Raw genomic sequence first — 13,288 nt, 5'->3', positions numbered from 1 at the left:
TTTAAACCTATTAATTACATCTGCTCATCGAGCGACGAGTTTATATAGTGTGTAACCCAGTCAATTAGCTCTTCTATATCTGCTTCAAGAAGCGCTAAATCACCGCGAAGATGTTCCCAAATACCTTCTATGAGCCTATCTATTGTGTCACAGTCTAAATCTTCGGGAAGCAAATCCCATGCGTGATGAATAAGTTCATTTAAGCGTTCTGCAACAACTTCTTCTTCGCCTTCCCAATCACCAACATCGGCGTAGGAAAACAAATAATCTTGTACCTGAAGCATATCTTTCATTAAAGCGTTTCCTCAAACGCTTTAACTAACGCTTCTAATCCGATCTTATCCTGCTCGTCAAATCTTGCCAGACTAGGACTGTCAATGTCTAGCACGGCAATCACTTTATTATCTTTAAAAACAGGGATCACAATTTCTGAATTTGATGCTGCATCGCAAGCGATGTGGCCAGCAAACGCATGAACATCCTCAACCAATTGCGTTTCACAAGTTGCAGCGGCTGTACCACACACCCCTTTACCAACAGGAATTCGAATGCAGGCTGGGTTGCCTTGGAATGGCCCAAGAACCAACTCTTCAGCGCTATCCATAAGATAAAAGCCTGCCCAGTTGATATCTTCAAGAGTTGTAAATAAAAGCGCACTCAAGTTTGCCATATTGGCAATCACATTGTGTTCACCACTGATTAGCCCTTGAGCTTGTTTAACTATAGTCTGATAAAAGTCTTGCTTTTGCATTACCATCAAATTCACGAATTGAACGACAAAAGCTAAAGGTACTCTTTCGGAGAAATAATTAAAACCTTTTCGACTGAAAAAGTATTAATTATCTGTAAAACTGACACTGCTCGGTTAATTATCACTCAGTTTTACGATGACCTGCCCGTAAACCAAACAAGAACAGCCCCGCAGCGAGCATTGACATTAAGGCGTTAACAATAAAACCGATACCCGATTGTGCAGCGAAAAGATAGCTAAATACCGCACCACCAAGTAAGCCCAGTGTTAACAGACCACCATATTGCACCTTGTTGTACCTAAACATAAGGATATATCCGGGAACAACGAAAAGGCACATTGCAAGACCAACGATGTATGCGTTAGAAATTGCGCTAAGTAGTAAGTTAAAGAACATTTCACTGCGACCGAGTGTAAAGCTGTAGTAAATCCCAAGCACACCACCCACGATTAACGGTGATAATAAAGAGAACCCTACTCCTTTGCCAACTTGTTTCATATTCAACACTCTCTACACTAATTATTCATTCAACACTACTGAGTATTGTGCAAGCAGTGCCTCTGCACTAGCCGACTTTGGTCTAATAAGTATTTTTATCAAGAGTATACTGGTGAAATCGCAAGGCGGGAGATTTCTGATATCAGAAACAAAAAAGCCCTCAAATTTGAGGGCTTTAAATGTGGCGGAGAGATAGGGATTTGAACCCTAGATACGCTATTAACGTATGCCGGTTTTCAAGACCGGTGCTTTCAACCACTCAGCCATCTCTCCAAAACCTACAATCCACGCTTACGAGCATGAATCTAAAATAAGTGGCGGAGAGATAGGGATTTGAACCCTAGATACGCTATTAACGTATGCCGGTTTTCAAGACCGGTGCTTTCAACCACTCAGCCATCTCTCCGCAGCGGGGCGAATAATAGAGAATCCCTATGCGCTTGTGAAGCTTTTTTTTCAAATATTTGATCGTTTGCGTAAAATTTGGCTCAATCGTCTAAGAACCAGTCAAAATTATGCGTATTTTTGATATTTCAGCGAACTTTTGAAAATATTCAAAGTCTTACGTATTGAGTAACTATTACCGTAGAGACCCAATTAACGACAGATATTGATCCAGAAATCATTGCCCCAACATATAACAATTGATACTCTTATCTCAGTTATTTTTGGGATCAGCATGTTTTATTAAGGAGCTTGAATCATGGCATTCAATCATTCATACAACACTGCAAAACCTGTCATGTCGACAATGGAAACAAACAAAGTGTTGAAAAACACTTACTTCCTATTGGCAATGACATTAGCGTTCAGTGCAGTAACAGCCGCAATTTCAATGACAATGGCATTACCAGCGTTTACCGGTATTGTTTGTTCATTAGTTGCATTTGGTTTGCTATTTGTTATCGGTAAAAAAGCAAACTCATCTTCTGCTATCGGTCTTGTATTCTTATTTACTGGTATTTTAGGTTTCGGCCTTGGGCCTATGCTTAATCACTATGCTGCACTACCAAATGGTGGCATGTTGATAGCACAAGCACTTGGCACAACAGCGTTAATTTTCTTCGGTTTATCAGCTTATGCACTAACTACGAAAAAAGACTTCTCGTTTATGGGTGGCTTTTTAACGGTTGGTTTAATCGTGGTTATTATCTCAAGCCTAGTAAACTTGTTCATTGGATCAAGCATCGCATTCATGGCAATTAACGCGGCAGTCGTTTTATTAATGTCTGGCTTTATCCTTTATGATACAAGCCGCATCATCAACGGCGGCGAGACAAACTACGTGCTTGCAACTGTGAGCTTGTATTTAAGTATTTATAACTTATTTACCAGTATCCTTGCCCTTTTAGGCGCGTCGGATGACTAACTCAGAATTTCTGATAAAATAAGCCCCATTACGGGGCTTTTTTTATGAGTAAAATTTGAGTCAAATAGTCATATCAGTGCACTTTGGCGTAGCTGCACAGTCAAAGTTAACGTTACTAGAACGGTATGTCGATGCCGCTATTAAAAGTGACCATCAAATCGCGTGTATCTTTCTATACCAAGATGGTGTTTATCACGCCAGTCAAAATATCATACACGCTTCCGACGAATTGCAAGTCAACGCGATTTGGCAACGCATCAAAGATAAAGGGATCCCCCTGTTGTTGTGTGTCACAGCAGCAGAAAAACGCGGCGTTAGCATCGAAGACGTTAGCCCTTTCACCGTTGCAGGCCTTGCGGAGTTTGCCATGATCTCGAGTAAGTCTGATAAGTGGATGCAGTTTAAATGAGTAAAAACGTGTTAATTATTTCTCAAACCAGTCCATTTGACCAAAATAGTCTGAAAGAAGCGCTCGATGTCGCACTAATCTATGCAGCGATTGATCAACAAGTAAGTTGGCTTTTTACCGGTTCTGCTGTGCTATCGCTCCAGAAAACCCTCAATGCTCCACTACTGGGTTTAAAAGACATGTTTAAGCAATTAAAAACTCTGGAAATTTATGATGTCGAGCGGGTTTATGCCTGTAAGTCAGCGATGGAGGAGTTTAACATATCGCCACACTCCCTTGCTGTTGATACTGAAATCAAAAATCAACATGAAATCCTTGCGTTAATCAAACAACATGACTTTGTGGTGACACTATGAGTACGCTACATATTATTTCTAGTATCGAAGCATGCGATCAGCTGCAGTTTGTATCCCATCACGACACAATTTTATTATGTAATGATGGCTGCTTTGGGCAAACACGTATCTCAGCTGGAGATGCAAATGTGGTGATGCTGCAAACTTGCGCCAGTGCCAGAGGCATTGTCCCAGAGGCCGGAGTAGAGCTTATCTCTGACAAAGATTGGGTTGAGCTGACCATTACGATGAACAATTCAATTACTTGGTAATCATCATGCTAGAATTTAACAACCAAACTATCGAGACAGATAAACAAGGCTATTTGCTAGACCATACTCAATGGACTAAAGATTTAGCACCACTTCTAGCCGCAGAAGAAAATATTGAGCTTTCAGATGCACATTGGGAAGTCATTGAGTTTGTGAGAAATTTTTATCTCGAATACAATACCAGCCCCGCGATCCGCATGCTGGTTAAGGCAATGGCTAAAGCACTAGGCGAGGATAAAGGTAATAGCATCTATTTATATAAGTTATTTCCAAAAGGTCCAGCCAAACAAGCAACAAAAATAGCTGGATTGCCAAAACCCGCCAAGTGTATTTAACCTGAACTTCGGATAATTAATGCCTTTCTAGCAGTCAGTTTTAGCGCTAACTGCGTTGAATTCACTTCCAATAGCCTGCTATTGGTGCGTAAATTCGTCTAGTTATCCCTAAAACTCTCTGGCTAGATAACGAAATAATTTAATTAATTTTAAGAACAATTAGTTAGCTCATTCCTTACCTAAATCTCAGGTTATTTAGGACGGGACAATCGAATTAAAAAAGGCCTCAAATGAGGCCCTGTATAAAAACGTTACTTCGTATACGCTCTAGGCATATCAGAATCTGTTGTATATCTGTCTCTTAGTTTATCGTGGCGTGACTCAATAGACACTTCCTCACCATTGATCCAGATTTTATCGATTGTGGTGCTAAATTCGAAAGGATCCGCACTCCACATTACGATGTCTGCACGTTTACCAGCTTCAATCACACCGCCATCAATGCCCAGTGCTTTCGCGGGGTTAGCGGTAACCGCCTTAAGTGCGCCTTCATGACTCATGCCATTTGCTACAGCAATACCCGCATCAAAGCGTAGCTGGTAGACGTTATGACTACCGTCACCACCAATTGACAGGATGACATTGACACCCGCTTTCTCAAGCTTACCTGCGTTATCTAGACTTGCATGCATTGAGTCAAAGCTAGCTGGTAGATTTGATACTGCACTCAAAATAACAGGTACTTTCGCCTCAGCTAATTGCTCAGCGACCACTACCGCATCATCTGCCCCCTGAATAATCAGATCTAAACCAAACTTTTCTTTTAGCTTAATCGCTTCAAGAATATCCGACGCTCTTGAAAGCGTTGCAATCACAGGCATATCACCCGCAAGCACTTGAGTTAACACTTGTTCTTCTGAACTCGGTTTTCCCTCGTCTTTTTTGTCTTTCTTAGCAAGCTTTTCTTGCTGTGCCTCAAGCTTTTTAACAACGTTATCTAACGCTTTTGCACGAGACCCTTTGCTTTTGGCACCCAGATGAATAATTAACGCTGTTTGCTTGTCAGTCACACTGTTAAATTCACCAGATAAGTCAACAACAAAACCAAGCCCTGCAAATTCACTTTTACCACCCCAAGGTGCGACAAAGTTTTGCGTTACACCGCCTTTTCTTGCATAGGCAATTAAGCTACTACGTGGATTAAATGCGGTGCTTGCGTCAAAGTCTACGCCGGCATCGTCATCACCAGCATCACGAGAAGCAGCAACAGCACCAACTTCCACTAAACCAAGTTGGTTCATTGAGCCGATAAAGCCTGGAGTGACAACCTTACCGCTGGCGTCAATCGTTACATCAGCAGTCACGTTATCTGGGTTAATCGCTTTTATTTTACCGTTCTCGATAACTAAAGTCGCACCTTCAAGTACGCCCGCATCTGTCGCGGTATGGATCGTTGCATTAGTAATTGCGGTAACATTGGCAAAAGCAACAGAGTGAGCTAGCAATGCGCTAGTGATCATGGTTAGTTTCATGGTTTTCATCTCATCAACTCCTTACTTTTGACCTAACATAAAATCACTAACCGCTTGATATTTTTCATCGTGACGATCATAGACTTTACCACCATCTACAAAGACCTGCTCTGCACGAGAGTACACGCTGAACGGATTGGTGTTCCAAATTACTACATCGGCTTGTTTGCCTTGCTCAAGCGATCCAGTTTTATCCTGAATGCCTAAAGATTTAGCTGCGTTCGAGGTGATCCACTTAATTGCATGCTGCTCGTTGATGTTAAAGCCAGACTGGTTAGCTGTGTTCATCACTTTTGCGGCTTCATGATTCAAGCGTTGGATTGTGGTATCTGAATCAGAATGAACTATCGCACATGAGTTTTTCACTGCATCTACAATTGCTACATTTTCCTGAACCATATCATAGGCTTCCATCTTAAAGCCCCACCAATCTGGCCACAGTGCAGCACAATTACCGTTTTCACCTAACAGATCTGCAATCTTGTATGCTTCAATACCGTGGTGGAACGTCCCTGCGTGATAACCAAACTCTTTAGACAAGTCGATCATCATTGCCATTTCTTCTGCTTTATAACAATGGTTATGGATCAAGATTTCACCATCTAGCACACCACGAAGCGTATCGAACTTGATATCACGTTTCGGTGCATCCGGATTCAATCCAGCAGCATATTCGGCTTCGTACTGTTCCCAAGCGCGCTTATATTCACCAGCTTCAATCCAAGCTTCACGATATCCTGCCATATTACCCATACGAGTATAAGGGGCAACACCTTTGGAGCCATATACACGCTTTGGATTCTCACCACATGCCATCTTTAACCCATATGGCGCATCTGGGAATTTCATTGCCTGCATTGTTGGTGCCGGCACATTCTTTAAGGTAACACCACGACCACCAAATAGGTTTGCAGAGCCAGGTAAGATTTGTAGCGTGGTGATCCCCCCTTCTCTAGCTCGGTTAAAGCCTGGATCTTGCGGCCATACAGAATGCTCAACCCATACTTGAGAAGTATTAGGGTTAATCATTTCATTGCCATCACTGTGCGATTCTACACTTGGGCTGGGGTAAGCTCCTAAATGAGAGTGCACATCGATAATGCCAGGTGTTACCCATTTGCCTTCAGCATCAATGGTAATATCTGCCGTGACAGATAGGTCTTTACCAACTTGCTTGATTTTACCGTCAACAATAAATACGTCACCTTGTTCTATTTTTTCACCCGTTCCGGTTAAAACGGTAGCATTAGTGATTAGGGTTGACTGAGAAGGTACAGGCTTGTAAGTACTGGGATATGGGTTTTTCTCTATGGTAACTTTTTCTTTTTGTGGGCCGTTATCCTGACAGCCCATCAAAGCTGCGGCAATGCCAGCTACGACTAGGGAGGGAGCAAATTTATACATTTTTGTCATCTCTATTGTTTTTTTGTGACTTTAACTCATGCCATCGCACTTTACGCAATTATGAGTTTTAGTGACAAGTAATTACGACGAACGTCCGGATATTATAACGCATGTTGTCATCAGTGAGTAATTTAGAAAAGCCTTAGTTGCCATAACTGAATGTAAATTTGCGTCAATATTGACACGTTTTGACACATCAAGAGGCATAAGTAACAAAGAGGAAGTAAATCTAAGAATGAAGTGTTAAATTATCGATAATAGTATTTTAAAGTGAAAAAAGCTTTTGCTATTTGTATCCTTAGAAACAAAATAATTTATTACTTTACAGATAGATAGAAAGCCTGCACACATTTGACATACTCTATTACATTCGGAATTACTTGATTTACAGCATTCTGCAGCAACTTTAGTAATACTAAGAACGTGTCCTAGAGATAGCCAAGGAGCTAACCATGAAACTGTTCAATTTAGTATGTGCAACCTCGCTTCTGATCGCAGGTACCGCATCTGCGGCAGACTTTGTTGCTGCGGATAATAGTAAAGCGACTAAAGTTTGTATGTCGGTAGTCAAAGACAATAAGATTCACTTGTTCCACACCATTAAAGAGAACCACCTAAAAAGACGTGTTGTAGAAGAAAAACTACACTGTAATGATATGCCAGTCGGCAAATTTGCAGCAACCTACGGATTTAATAAGGCTGCGGACTTCCTTGGTGTAGACAGTAATGTAGAAACCAGTATTAAAGACATCGCTAAACTTGATAAAAAGACCATTTTTGTCTCAGGTTCTAAGTAGCCATGTCGACATGTTTGTAAACAAAAAAGCAAGGCGTAGCAATCCCTGACTGCGCCTTTTTCTTTGTTCAGCTATACAACTGCAGCCAATAACCCAAATAGACCCCCAAAGACGCCTCCCCATACAACTAACCAACCTAAGTGAGTCTTAATCATGTTTTGTACAATCTCCTTTACCATTTTCGGCGTTAGCTCATTAAGTCGATCATCCACCGCTTTTTCAATGGTTTGATGTAAATCATCACCGAGTAGACCGTTACTGAGCGACTCACTAATTGCAGCATCAAACTCAGGCTGTTCACCGAGCTCAACTATTGCTAATCGCATTTTCTCAATAAATGGCTCTCGCAGCGGTTGTACAGCTTCAGTCCCACCAAACATCTGCAGCATCGCACCAAATTGCGACGCTTCAATGACACTTAACAAACGGTCAAACGCTGGATTTAAATCGACTTTATTAGCGATAGGCGCCAAGTCAAACTTTGGATGCTCCTTGCCGATAAACTTTTCTAGTTTTTCTCTACTAAAGAACTCGCTCAAGATGAGCTCTCTAATTGACGCTTTAAACGACTCGAATTTAAGCGTAATAACCCCTGAGCCATAGAGGAAAGGCACTTTCTCAAATAACATATGTACCGCTAACCAATTCGTCATTGCGCCAGATAGTGAAAACAATCCAACCGAAAACAACGTGTCGTTTTCTAGTGCGAAGCCAGTACCTGTTAGCAGTATCGCCAGTAAATTGGTGATGATATTTTTATTCAATGTACTTCCCTTGGATAAAATGACAGACGCGATATTTTATTTTTTTTAGAAAAAGGCCTCAAGTATTTGTGATCTTGAGAATTTCAACCATATTTTAGAGTAAGTGAATATGTTGGATCTAACTTATGTGGAACAAAGTCAACCAACAAATCTCTGAATCTCTCCATGACACTTTTGAGTTTACTTCAAAGCAAACCTTAAAAAGTTATGGGTCTAAAAAACTTTATAAGATTGCAGACGATACCCATCAATTTTTGGTCAAAGTTGCTCCAATTCAGGCTTTAGAGCGATTTGAATGTGAAGCATCTAATCGTGAAAAGCTTATTCGCGACTCTGATTTCCTTGTGGCCGATACAATTACCCTAGGTACGAGTGTTGAGTTCTGCTTTATTGTGCTGGAATGGTTAGAACTTGATCATCGCAATGAAAACTGGCTTGAGTGCGGTCAAAGCCTTGCTAAAATGCACCAACGTCATGAACAGGAAATGTACGGCCTAGAAGAAGATAATTATATTCATGAGCTGCCGCAACCAAATCAATGGCACAAAAAATGGGAAGTTTTTTTTGCTGAGGAAAGAATTGGTTGGCAACTGCAATTGCTTGCTGAAAAAGGGATTATCCTCACTGATATTGATACGTTTGTGGAGCAGCTTAAGCCACTCCTTCCGCACCAAGTTCAACCGTCTCTGGTTCATGGTAATTTTTGGCATGGTAACATTGGCTTTAGCCATCAAAAACCCGTGCTATTTTCCCCAGCTTGCTATTACGGTGATAGAGAAGTTGATATTGCTATGGCTTCGTTATTCGCTCCGCTGCCAGATGACTTCTATCGTGGTTACGAGTCTATCTATCCACTCGCAGAAAATGCACATGAGCGATTAGACATTTATCGCTTATATCCTCTTTTAGTGCAAGCAAACTTGTTTGCTGGCAAGTACATACGGGACGCGGCTGAACAAGTACAAGCCCTGCTCAAATAACTGCCATATTTTCGTCACAATGCGCTATAGTTAAAAGGTATTTAGTTTGGCCAATTCAGGTGGAGGGCCAATGAAAAACCTATATCAACAACGTATTGAATGTCCGCATTGTGGACATCATATTTTTGTCAATCTTGATGCGAGTGAAGGCGATCAGGACTACTACGAAGACTGTGCTGCTTGTTGCAATCCAATACACCTAAATATGCACTTAGACCAACTGCACAATAAGCTTGAGCTTAGGGTTGATAGCGACGACGAGCAAGTGTTTTAACCAAAGCAGAAGTGCTATAGATAAAGGGCAGCTCATTTGCGAGCTGCTTATCAGGTTGGCACAACATCAGCCTGTACTTTTGGTGCCTACAGATAGACGTAAAGGGTATTACTCGGGCAAGGTACTAGTTGTGCTTCAATAGAGTTTGCTTTTTCATGTAGTTTTCAACGGTATTAATAATCGTATAGGTTTGTTGGTCAATCTCAATATTCACAGTATCTCCCACACGCATCATACCCAAATTGGTAAGCGTCAGCGTTTCAGGTATTAGGTGTAACCAAAAGCCGGTATGATCAAGCTCCCCCACAGTCAAGCTCGCACCGTTTACCGCGATAAAGCCTTTGTACATAACATACTTATGCCACACTTCTGGCAAGGCTACATGCATCCTACAATTACCTTCGTTGCGATGTATTTCACTGATATTCGCGCTTGTTTGAATATGACCTGAAATTATATGTCCACCGAGTTCTGTACCAAATGTCATCGAGCGTTCAAAATTTACCTGCGACCCTCTTTGTACCTCACCTAGATTAGTGAGTCTCAATGTTTCATCAATCACATCAAAGCAAACTTGTCCTACCACGTCATTTTCTGGCTGTTCGAAGTGCACCACAGTTAGGCAACATCCGTTAATTGCGATGCTCGCACCCAAGGTCAGCTTATCGAGGTATTCAGCACCAACAGAAATAACTAATTTTAAAATATTATCGACCTGCTTTGCCGACACCACCGTCGCTTTTGTTTGAACAATTCCTGTAAACATATCTACCCTCTTAGTTTATCCTTGAGATTGTAGCGAAATCGCAATAAGAGATGTACTTAATTTATATTGAATATCCAACTAGATAAAAATAGTTGCGACTGCTAGCCGCAAAATTTTGCTTAAAACAAAGCACTAAAATAAACTAACGTTTTTACGCCTTAAGTAGTATCTCACCATGAATTTTTCAACTTGGGAAGCCAGACGCTTGCTTCAACTTGCGATCCCCGTTTTTCTCGCTCAAGTTACTTTAGTCTTAATGACCGTCGTTGATACGATGATGGCAGGTCAAGTCAGTGCTGAAGACTTAGCTGCTCTTTCTATTGCTACGGGTGTTTGGAACCCTTTGATTTTTAGTTTACAAGGGATCTTACTTGCACTTACGAGTATTGTTGCGCATTGCCATGGTGCTAATGACACCGCAGGGATCAAACGATTTTTCCAGCAAAGCTTGTATCTTGCTTTAGCGCTTTTTACCGTTGGTTTGGTTTTAGCGAACTTTACTTCTATGGTTTTTTCAAATATAGGAGCAAGTGAGAATGTTCAGACCCTCGCTCAAGGCTATATTGATTTTGTGAAATGGGGTCTATTGGGCTTTTTGATCTTCACGGTATACCGCAATGTCACCGAAGGGGTTGGGCAAACAAAGCCTGCTTTTTACATCAGCATTGTTGGTCTTTGTATCAATGTCGTTGCTAACTATATTTTTATCTATGGTAAATTTGGCGCGCCAGCGCTTGGTAGTGCGGGCTGTGGCCTCGCTACATCTATCGTGCTTTGGTCAATGGCAATTGCACAGTGGGTGTATAGCTTGAAGAGTAAACACATAGATGGAAAGGCCCTAGTCAGCGGTTTTACTAAACCAAGTCTATCTATGATGAAATATGTTGCAGCACTTGGCTTTCCAATTGCATTGGCAACCTTCTTTGAAGTTACGCTATTCGCGTGCATTCCTTTATTTATTGCAGATCTAGGTCCTATTTCCGTATCTGGTCACCAAATTGCTGCCAGCGTCACTACTATGCTGTTTATGATGCCTTTAAGTTTGTCGATGGCTATTGCAATACGGATCGGTAATCTAACTGGACAAGGTGCCTTAGACCAACTCAAACTTTCAGTGAATACCGCGTTTCTTTTGGCCACCTTAATTGCACTATTTGTCGCACTCATTACGTATATAGGAAGAGATCAGATTGTTTGGCTCTATACCAACAATACTGAAGTAGCCGCTCTTGCAACCAGCATTATGGTACTGGCTTGTTTGTATCAATTACCCGATGCATTACAAGTCTCAGCAAATGGTGTGTTAAGGGGGCTCAAATATACTAAACCAATATCTTGGGTTACCTTTGTATCATATTGGCTAATTGGGTTTTCGTTAGGCTATGTATTAGCAAAGACCGATTTAATAACGCCTGCGATGGGTCCTCAAGGCTTTTGGATTGGTATCATTATTGGCTTGAGTACGGCGGCAGTATTATTGGTGACATGCGTAAACAAACGGGTGAAATTTGAGATTAGTCAAGCGAATAGCTAGTACGCTAATACTTTTTACTTTGGTCGGCTGCAGCAAGCAGCCGAGCGATATTGCTGTTGAATATCAACAACGTTTGGCGAGCGCGACTGACATAGAGGTGGTACACACAGCACCACTTTACAATCCGGAGGTACAAAAAGTACCATTGCCGACAAGTGAGCTAACTATCTCTATGTTAGACATCGTGACCGCTGGACACTGCAAAGTCACAAATCTCATCGCTGCGCACAATAATCAATTAGGGAAAGTTAGTTACCCAAGCGAACGCTTGAAATACAACATCTTATTTATTCAACAAGCGCCTCACTGCATTCAGCACCCAAACACAAGCGACGAGCTGCAACAAACATTAACTCAAGCAGTTCAGGAAAAGAAACAACAGCTTCCACGTTACTTTCTTCATATGATGACATTTGAAAGAGAATTGGCAAGTTTGAGTTTGTTACTCGCTGAAGAGGTGCCGCTAGAGCTGCCAGCAGCCCACAGCAACATGCTAGAGGCCGTTAACGAGCTTGCAGAGCTAGTAATAAACATGGATACGCCAGAAAATCTCAGTCCAACTACACTCACACCCGCTATAAAAGTGCTTTCTCAGCGATTTATCTCATCTTTGGTGACGAGCGTCCGTAAGCAGACTCAACTGAATAATGTGACTACAAGCCAATTACAACAACTTAGGCTGAGAGATGGCCTTTGCAAAAGTGGCGGAAATAAAAAGCAGGCAGAGATCATAAACAATATCTTCAACAAATATTATTTATCCATTCTTCAGCCTTATCAGGCGATGCTCTCTCTTTCTATGGAAGAGTTGATCTCAGCCTGGCAACCTATCCACCTATTGTATCAAAATAATAACCTTGTCGACCCGCTCACGCTTCAACAACACTTGGATAACCTTAAAGATTCTGCGAAAGCACACGTAAAATGGTGGCAAAAATTTTACGAGCTGTGTGAAATCCCTCCAGTATGAACAAAAAAAAGGCAAACAATCAAAAAATTACTGAAAGCCGCTTGATCCGTTAGCTGAGTCACTATATATTACAACGCGTTGACAGGCACAGACCTGAAAACAATTAATAAGAAAATGTTATTGTACGACCGTAGCTCAGTTGGTTAGAGCACTACCTTGACATGGTAGGGGTCGGTGGTTCGAATCCACTCGGTCGTACCAAATCTTATAATACAACCGTAGCTCAGTTGGTTAGAGCACTACCTTGACATGGTAGGGGTCGGTGGTTCGAATCCACTCGGTTGTACCACTCTTAAATATTCAGTCTTATCTAATAAGAATCCATTCGGTTGTACCAACCTTAGATCTAGAAAAAGC

17 protein-coding genes and 4 tRNA genes are annotated in these 13,288 nt (G+C 41.5%); 12 read left to right on the top strand and 9 right to left on the bottom strand.

What is annotated here, in order from left to right; translation table 11 throughout:
* Positions 1-14: 14 nt before the first annotated feature.
* The 5 genes from CTT31_RS08070 to CTT31_RS08050 form a co-directional block, all read right to left on the bottom strand.
* Positions 15-293: a hypothetical protein gene (locus tag CTT31_RS08070; protein WP_010371557.1), complete on the bottom strand. Its 279-nt coding sequence runs from the start codon at positions 291-293 to the stop codon at positions 15-17.
* Positions 293-751, bottom strand: a complete 459-nt coding sequence (locus tag CTT31_RS08065; protein WP_260492325.1) for a GAF domain-containing protein — start codon at positions 749-751, stop codon at positions 293-295. Before CTT31_RS08065 ends, CTT31_RS08070 begins: the two co-directional genes overlap by 1 nt.
* Before the next feature lie 121 nt (positions 752-872).
* A complete protein-coding gene (locus CTT31_RS08060) occupies positions 873-1,250 on the bottom strand; it encodes a hypothetical protein (protein WP_211859754.1) in 378 nt (125 codons plus the stop codon).
* Positions 1,251-1,432: 182 nt separating this feature from the next.
* Positions 1,433-1,523 (bottom strand) — tRNA-Ser (locus tag CTT31_RS08055).
* 42 nt (positions 1,524-1,565) lie between these two features.
* Positions 1,566-1,656 (bottom strand) — tRNA-Ser (locus tag CTT31_RS08050).
* Between the two features lie 297 nt (positions 1,657-1,953).
* On the opposite strand from CTT31_RS08050, the gene CTT31_RS08045 reads away from it, so the two are divergent.
* Genes CTT31_RS08045 through CTT31_RS08025 form a run of 5 tightly spaced genes read left to right on the top strand, consistent with a single transcriptional unit; the run spans position 1,954 to position 3,970 of the window.
* Positions 1,954-2,619 carry a Bax inhibitor-1/YccA family protein gene (locus CTT31_RS08045; protein ID WP_010604622.1) on the top strand — a complete coding sequence of 222 codons (666 nt, stop codon included), beginning with the start codon at positions 1,954-1,956 and terminating at the stop codon, positions 2,617-2,619.
* A 55-nt stretch (positions 2,620-2,674) separates the two neighbouring features.
* Entirely contained in the window at positions 2,675-3,028 is a 354-nt protein-coding gene (tusD, locus tag CTT31_RS08040) for a sulfurtransferase complex subunit TusD (protein WP_211859753.1), read from the top strand.
* Positions 3,025-3,384 carry a DsrE family protein gene (locus CTT31_RS08035; RefSeq protein WP_260492324.1) on the top strand — a complete coding sequence of 120 codons (360 nt, stop codon included), beginning with the start codon at positions 3,025-3,027 and terminating at the stop codon, positions 3,382-3,384. The genes tusD and CTT31_RS08035 overlap by 4 nt, the downstream gene beginning before the upstream one ends.
* Entirely contained in the window at positions 3,381-3,635 is a 255-nt protein-coding gene (locus CTT31_RS08030; RefSeq protein ID WP_039495714.1) for a DsrH/TusB family sulfur metabolism protein, read from the top strand. Before CTT31_RS08035 ends, CTT31_RS08030 begins: the two co-directional genes overlap by 4 nt.
* A 5-nt stretch (positions 3,636-3,640) precedes the next feature.
* Complete coding sequence (locus CTT31_RS08025; protein WP_045989037.1) at positions 3,641-3,970, top strand: TusE/DsrC/DsvC family sulfur relay protein; 330 nt, start codon at positions 3,641-3,643, stop codon at positions 3,968-3,970.
* Between the two features lie 251 nt (positions 3,971-4,221).
* On the opposite strand, the gene CTT31_RS08020 is transcribed toward CTT31_RS08025, so the two are convergent.
* Together CTT31_RS08020 and CTT31_RS08015 are read right to left on the bottom strand one after the other, a co-directional pair.
* The gene (locus CTT31_RS08020) at positions 4,222-5,451 is read right to left on the bottom strand and encodes an amidohydrolase family protein (RefSeq protein ID WP_211859751.1); all 1,230 of its coding nucleotides are present in this window, start codon (positions 5,449-5,451) and stop codon (positions 4,222-4,224) included.
* Between the two features lie 12 nt (positions 5,452-5,463).
* The gene (locus CTT31_RS08015) at positions 5,464-6,846 is read right to left on the bottom strand and encodes an amidohydrolase (RefSeq protein ID WP_130163961.1); all 1,383 of its coding nucleotides are present in this window, start codon (positions 6,844-6,846) and stop codon (positions 5,464-5,466) included.
* A gap of 452 nt (positions 6,847-7,298) precedes the next feature.
* On the opposite strand from CTT31_RS08015, the gene CTT31_RS08010 reads away from it, so the two are divergent.
* Entirely contained in the window at positions 7,299-7,643 is a 345-nt protein-coding gene (locus CTT31_RS08010; protein WP_039495709.1) for a DUF3718 domain-containing protein, read from the top strand.
* Positions 7,644-7,714: 71 nt separating this feature from the next.
* Here CTT31_RS08010 and CTT31_RS08005 read toward each other — a convergent pair whose 3' ends face one another.
* On the bottom strand, positions 7,715-8,407 hold the full coding sequence (locus CTT31_RS08005) for a DUF445 domain-containing protein (RefSeq protein WP_260492323.1): 693 nt from the start codon (positions 8,405-8,407) through the stop codon (positions 7,715-7,717).
* A 125-nt stretch (positions 8,408-8,532) separates the two neighbouring features.
* Here CTT31_RS08005 and CTT31_RS08000 point away from each other — a divergent pair, with 125 nt between their 5' ends.
* Positions 8,533-9,387: a fructosamine kinase family protein gene (locus tag CTT31_RS08000; RefSeq protein WP_211859748.1), complete on the top strand. Its 855-nt coding sequence runs from the start codon at positions 8,533-8,535 to the stop codon at positions 9,385-9,387.
* A gap of 70 nt (positions 9,388-9,457) precedes the next feature.
* Positions 9,458-9,661: a CPXCG motif-containing cysteine-rich protein gene (locus tag CTT31_RS07995; protein ID WP_039495704.1), complete on the top strand. Its 204-nt coding sequence runs from the start codon at positions 9,458-9,460 to the stop codon at positions 9,659-9,661.
* A 124-nt stretch (positions 9,662-9,785) separates the two neighbouring features.
* Here the strand turns inward: CTT31_RS07995 and CTT31_RS07990 are convergent, their stop codons facing one another.
* Entirely contained in the window at positions 9,786-10,427 is a 642-nt protein-coding gene (locus tag CTT31_RS07990) for a riboflavin synthase subunit alpha (protein WP_260492322.1), read from the bottom strand.
* Positions 10,428-10,602: 175 nt separating this feature from the next.
* Here CTT31_RS07990 and CTT31_RS07985 point away from each other — a divergent pair, with 175 nt between their 5' ends.
* The 4 genes from CTT31_RS07985 (at position 10,603) to CTT31_RS07970 (ending at position 13,220) form a co-directional block, all read left to right on the top strand.
* Positions 10,603-11,961 carry an MATE family efflux transporter gene (locus CTT31_RS07985; protein WP_211859746.1) on the top strand — a complete coding sequence of 453 codons (1,359 nt, stop codon included), beginning with the start codon at positions 10,603-10,605 and terminating at the stop codon, positions 11,959-11,961.
* Positions 11,936-12,931, top strand: coding sequence for a DUF3080 family protein (locus CTT31_RS07980; protein ID WP_211859745.1), 996 nt, complete (start codon positions 11,936-11,938; stop codon positions 12,929-12,931). Before CTT31_RS07985 ends, CTT31_RS07980 begins: the two co-directional genes overlap by 26 nt.
* Before the next feature lie 124 nt (positions 12,932-13,055).
* Positions 13,056-13,132 (top strand) — tRNA-Val (locus CTT31_RS07975).
* Between the two features lie 11 nt (positions 13,133-13,143).
* Positions 13,144-13,220: transfer RNA gene (locus CTT31_RS07970), tRNA-Val, on the top strand.
* Positions 13,221-13,288: the final 68 nt, after the last annotated feature.

The organism is Pseudoalteromonas maricaloris (assembly GCF_024746855.1).
Taxonomy (GTDB): Bacteria; Pseudomonadota; Gammaproteobacteria; order Enterobacterales; family Alteromonadaceae; genus Pseudoalteromonas; species Pseudoalteromonas maricaloris.
This window is presented reverse-complemented; position numbering and strand designations above follow the sequence as displayed.

What these genes read in the sequence shown, in the direction of transcription:
- CTT31_RS08025 (WP_045989037.1), top strand. Translation starts at nt 3,641, where the DNA reads ATGCTAGAATTTAACAACCAAACTATCGAGACAGATAAACAAGGCTAT.
- CTT31_RS08030 (WP_039495714.1), top strand. Translation starts at nt 3,381, where the DNA reads ATGAGTACGCTACATATTATTTCTAGTATCGAAGCATGCGATCAGCTG.
- CTT31_RS07995 (WP_039495704.1), top strand. Translation starts at nt 9,458, where the DNA reads ATGAAAAACCTATATCAACAACGTATTGAATGTCCGCATTGTGGACAT.
- CTT31_RS08060 (WP_211859754.1), bottom strand. Translation starts at nt 1,250, where the DNA reads ATGAAACAAGTTGGCAAAGGAGTAGGGTTCTCTTTATTATCACCGTTA.
- CTT31_RS08000 (WP_211859748.1), top strand. Translation starts at nt 8,533, where the DNA reads ATGTGGAACAAAGTCAACCAACAAATCTCTGAATCTCTCCATGACACT.
- CTT31_RS08070 (WP_010371557.1), bottom strand. Translation starts at nt 293, where the DNA reads ATGAAAGATATGCTTCAGGTACAAGATTATTTGTTTTCCTACGCCGAT.
- CTT31_RS07985 (WP_211859746.1), top strand. Translation starts at nt 10,603, where the DNA reads ATGAATTTTTCAACTTGGGAAGCCAGACGCTTGCTTCAACTTGCGATC.
- CTT31_RS08010 (WP_039495709.1), top strand. Translation starts at nt 7,299, where the DNA reads ATGAAACTGTTCAATTTAGTATGTGCAACCTCGCTTCTGATCGCAGGT.
- CTT31_RS08020 (WP_211859751.1), bottom strand. Translation starts at nt 5,451, where the DNA reads ATGAAAACCATGAAACTAACCATGATCACTAGCGCATTGCTAGCTCAC.
- CTT31_RS08015 (WP_130163961.1), bottom strand. Translation starts at nt 6,846, where the DNA reads ATGTATAAATTTGCTCCCTCCCTAGTCGTAGCTGGCATTGCCGCAGCT.
- CTT31_RS07990 (WP_260492322.1), bottom strand. Translation starts at nt 10,427, where the DNA reads ATGTTTACAGGAATTGTTCAAACAAAAGCGACGGTGGTGTCGGCAAAG.
- CTT31_RS08065 (WP_260492325.1), bottom strand. Translation starts at nt 751, where the DNA reads ATGCAAAAGCAAGACTTTTATCAGACTATAGTTAAACAAGCTCAAGGG.
- CTT31_RS08035 (WP_260492324.1), top strand. Translation starts at nt 3,025, where the DNA reads ATGAGTAAAAACGTGTTAATTATTTCTCAAACCAGTCCATTTGACCAA.
- CTT31_RS08045 (WP_010604622.1), top strand. Translation starts at nt 1,954, where the DNA reads ATGGCATTCAATCATTCATACAACACTGCAAAACCTGTCATGTCGACA.